This is a genomic window from Clostridium thermopalmarium DSM 5974 (genome assembly GCF_002995795.1).
Classification (GTDB): Bacteria; Bacillota; Clostridia; order Clostridiales; family Clostridiaceae; genus Clostridium_H; species Clostridium_H thermopalmarium.
In genome coordinates this window covers 1-3924 of record NZ_PVXN01000007.1, presented here as the reverse complement: position 1 = coordinate 3924, position 3924 = coordinate 1, and the positions used below count along the sequence as shown (strand labels likewise).

Below are 3924 nucleotides of genomic sequence, written 5' to 3'. Positions count from 1 at the left end.
CCACATCGACATGAACGTAGAATTAATCACACCAGTAGCAATGGAAGCAGGATTAAGATTTGCTATAAGAGAAGGTGGAAGAACAGTAGGTTCAGGAGTTGTTACTTCAATAGTAGAATAGTTTTAATTAATAATTAGGACTAGGTTCAACACTTAGTCCTTTTAAAAGGCATAATTAAGAAAATAAAAAATGGTTTATATTACATTGGTTTATATTACAATTAAGGTGATTAAAGAAAAAAGTTGACATATACAGCAACTTATGATAAATTCTTAAAGTAACACGTAAATTTATATGAATTTTAATGTATAAATATGTGCAATATAATGCTTATGAAATAGTAATGCCTGTGTGTGTATACGCAGAATATGGAGGTGTTAATTGTGAGAGTTAAGATAACTTTAGCATGTACAGAGTGCAAGCAAAGAAATTACAATACAATGAAGAATAAGAAGAATGACCCAGAAAGATTAGAAATGAGAAAGTATTGCAGATTCTGCCGCCAGCACACACTTCACAAAGAAACAAAATAATTGCTTGTATTCACTAAGTATACTTAAGGATGTGAATATAATGGCTTTAAATGAAAATAAAAAGGCTGAAGAAAAATCAAAAAAAGGTATAGTCAAGTTTATTAAAGAAGTAAAGGCAGAAACCAAGAGAATAACTTGGCCACCTAAGGATGAAATAAAAAAGTCTACTATAATAGTTTTGTTTTTTTGTGCTGTTAGTGCTATAATAATTGGATTAATGGATTATGGTTTTAATAGCCTTTACAAATTTGTATTCAAATAAAATATAAGAGGGAGGTAGGAGTGAGGATTAACCTCATCCCCTGATTATGGCAGAAAAAGCTCGTTGGTATGTTGCTCATACCTATTCTGGTTATGAAAACAAAGTTAAAGTGAATTTAGAAAAGGCAATTGAAAATAGAGGATTGCAAGATTTAATTCATGATATACGAGTCCCAATAGAAGAAGTGGTAGAAGTAAAAGATGGAAAAAAGAAAATAACCCAAAAGAAGATATTTCCTGGCTATGTACTTGTGAAGATGATAATGTCAGATGAATCATGGTACGTAGTTAGAAATACTAGAGGGGTTACGGGATTTGTTGGGCCTGGTTCAAAGCCAGTTCCTCTAACTGACGAAGAAGTAGCAGCTATGGGAATTACTGAAAAGACTGTGGATATCGACGTATCAGTAGGGGAAAATGTCAAGATTACTTCTGGACCACTAAAGGGTTTTATTGCATTGATACAAGAGATCAATGTTGAAAAACAAAAGTTCAAAGGTTTAGTTAATATGTTTGGCAGGGAAACTCCTGTTGAACTTAATTTTAATCAAATAGAAAAACTTGATTAACCTGCTATAAGACTTGGTCTTATACAGTGGGAGAGCTAAAAGCTCGCATTACCACATATGAGGAGGTGTAAATTATGGCAAAAAAAGTAGTAGGAATGATTAAACTTCAACTTCCAGCAGGAAAGGCAACACCAGCACCACCAGTTGGACCAGCACTTGGACAGCACGGTGTAAACATTATGGCTTTCTGTAAGGAATACAATGCAAAAACTGCAAATCAAGCAGGAATGACAATTCCAGTTATAATTTCAGTTTATCAAGACAGATCTTTCAGCTTTGTATTAAAAACTCCTCCAGCAGCAGTTTTAATTAAGAAAGCGGCTGGATTAGAAAGTGGTTCAGGAGAACCAAATAAGAAAAAAGTTGGAAAGATTACAAAAGCTCAACTAAAAGAAATAGCTGAGACAAAGATGCCTGACTTAAATGCAGCATCATTAGAAGCTGCTATGAGCATGATAGCTGGTACAGCTAGAAGCATGGGCATAACAGTTGAAGAGTAATATATATTCAATTAGTGGGAGGTAAAAACCGCTAATACCACAAGGAGGAAAGAATATGGCAAAAAGAGGAAAAACTTATTTAGAAAGCGCTAAGCTAATCGATAAGAATACTTTATATACACCTTCTGAAGCTATAGATCTTACTTTAAAAACAGCAAAAGCTAAATTTGATGAGACTATAGAACTTTCCGTAAGACTTGGTGTAGATCCAAGACACGCTGATCAACAAGTTAGAGGAGCTGTAGTGCTTCCACACGGAACAGGAAAAAAAGTTAGAGTTTTAGTTTTTGCTAAAGGAGATAAAGCTAAGGAAGCAGAAGCAGCAGGAGCTGACTATGTAGGAGCAGAAGAATTTATTGATAAAATCCAAAAAGAAAACTGGTTTGAATTTGATGTAGTTGTTGCTACGCCAGATATGATGGGATTAGTAGGTAGATTAGGTAGAGTATTAGGACCTAAGGGATTAATGCCTAACCCAAAATCAGGTACTGTTACATTTGATGTATCAAAAGCAATAGCAGATATTAAAGCTGGTAAGGTTGAATACAGAGTAGACAAAACAGCTATAATTCACGTTCCAATAGGAAAGAAATCATTTGGAAATGAAAAGCTTGTTGAAAACTATAATGTATTAATGGAAGCTATAGTTAAGGCTAAACCTGCAGCAGCTAAAGGACAATATATTAAATCTGTAACATTATCAAGTACTATGGGACCAGGAATAAAAATTAATCCTGCAAAAGTTATAGAGTAATATTGACTTAGCAATTTAGATTTGATATAATAAATCACGTTGTGTGAAATTAAATAAGATAAATCTCCGCAGACAGTAGGTGCGAAAGCGTAACGGGAAACCAACCTACCGAGGATTTAAATATTCGGGATTGGATATTATAAAGCCTCTTTACGTCTGCGTGAAGAGGCTTTAACTTTTAGTTGAGGAGGTGCTACAGTGGCAGGAAAAAATAGACAATTAAAAGAAGCTAAAGTTCAAGAGATAAAAGAAAAGTTTGAAAAAGCTCAATCAATTGTACTTGCTAGCTATCAAGGACTTAACGTTGAAGAAGATACAGAGCTTAGAAAGAAGCTAAGAGAAGCTGGTGTTGAATATAAAGTTTATAAAAACACATTAGTTACTCTAGCATCTAAGGAATTAGGCTTAGAAGGAATAGCTGAGTACTTAGAAGGGCCAGTATCTGTAGCTATAGGATATGATGATGCAACTGCTCCAGCAAGAATATTAAATGATTTTGCAAAGGATCATAAAAAATTACAATTAAAAGCTGGTATAGTTGAAGGCCAAATATTCGACGAAGCAAAGATAAAAGAACTTGCATCAATACCACCAAAGGATGTTCTTATTGCGAAATTACTTGGCAGCCTAAAGGCTCCGCTATCAAAGTTTGTTTACTTGATAAATGCTATTGCAGAAAAGAATGGTTCAGCTGAAGCTGCTGAATAGAATTAAAATAACGGAAAAAAGATAGATAAAAATTATGGAGGTGCTATTATAATGACAAGAGAAGAAATCATTCAAGCTATAAAAGAAATGTCAGTTTTAGAATTAAACGAATTAGTAAAAGCATGTGAAGAAGAATTTGGAGTAAGTGCTGCTGCACCAGTTGCAGTTGCAGGTGCAGGTGCACCAGCTGCAGGAGCTGCTGAAGAAAAGACTGAATTTGATGTAGTTTTAGCTAATGCTGGAGCTAACAAGATCAAAGTTATAAAAGTTGTTAGAGAATTAACTGGATTAGGATTAAAGGAAGCTAAAGAAATAGTTGACGGAGCTCCTAAGACACTTAAAGAAGCAGTTTCTAAGGAAAATGCAGAAGAAATGAAAGCAAAACTTGAAGAAGTTGGTGCTGCAGTAGAATTAAAGTAGAATCTAATATAAGTAAAAAGGCACTTGTTTAAGTGCCTTTTTATTTTAGTGACAGAAGTTTCGCAGATTAAAAAATAAATAGGGCGTAGCCCCTTGATATGTAATGGTTTAGATGAATAATAATTGAAATATATAAATTCCGATTTTTACTGGAAAAAATTTAGGGTTTAAAAATGAA

General features: G+C 33.9%; 8 protein-coding genes and 1 other annotated feature. All 8 genes read left to right on the top strand.

What is annotated here, in order from left to right:
• Window positions 1-121 (top strand): EF-Tu C-terminal domain-related protein (locus CPAL_RS01565; protein WP_146126573.1); only part of this gene is annotated, 121 nt, incomplete at its 5' end.
• A 248-nt stretch (window positions 122-369) separates the two neighbouring features.
• A complete protein-coding gene (gene rpmG / locus CPAL_RS01560) occupies window positions 370-534 on the top strand; it encodes a 50S ribosomal protein L33 (RefSeq protein ID WP_278320556.1) in 165 nt (54 codons plus the stop codon).
• Window positions 535-574: 40 nt separating this feature from the next.
• Window positions 575-796 (top strand): preprotein translocase subunit SecE, encoded by a 222-nt coding sequence (gene secE, locus CPAL_RS01555; RefSeq protein WP_061858380.1) that lies wholly within the window; start codon window positions 575-577, stop codon window positions 794-796.
• Between the two features lie 46 nt (window positions 797-842).
• Window positions 843-1364, top strand: a complete 522-nt coding sequence (gene nusG, locus CPAL_RS01550; RefSeq protein WP_061858381.1) for a transcription termination/antitermination protein NusG — start codon at window positions 843-845, stop codon at window positions 1362-1364.
• A 74-nt stretch (window positions 1365-1438) separates the two neighbouring features.
• Window positions 1439-1864: a 50S ribosomal protein L11 gene (gene rplK / locus CPAL_RS01545; RefSeq protein ID WP_061858382.1), complete on the top strand. Its 426-nt coding sequence runs from the start codon at window positions 1439-1441 to the stop codon at window positions 1862-1864.
• Between the two features lie 55 nt (window positions 1865-1919).
• Window positions 1920-2618 (top strand): 50S ribosomal protein L1, encoded by a 699-nt coding sequence (rplA, locus tag CPAL_RS01540; protein ID WP_061858383.1) that lies wholly within the window; start codon window positions 1920-1922, stop codon window positions 2616-2618.
• 48 nt (window positions 2619-2666) lie between these two features.
• Window positions 2667-2803, top strand: a sequence feature (ribosomal protein L10 leader region).
• Window positions 2804-2816: 13 nt separating this feature from the next.
• Window positions 2817-3326, top strand: a complete 510-nt coding sequence (gene rplJ / locus CPAL_RS01535) for a 50S ribosomal protein L10 (protein ID WP_061858384.1) — start codon at window positions 2817-2819, stop codon at window positions 3324-3326.
• Between the two features lie 51 nt (window positions 3327-3377).
• Entirely contained in the window at window positions 3378-3746 is a 369-nt protein-coding gene (gene rplL / locus CPAL_RS01530) for a 50S ribosomal protein L7/L12 (protein WP_061858385.1), read from the top strand.
• Window positions 3747-3924 lie beyond the last annotated feature (178 nt).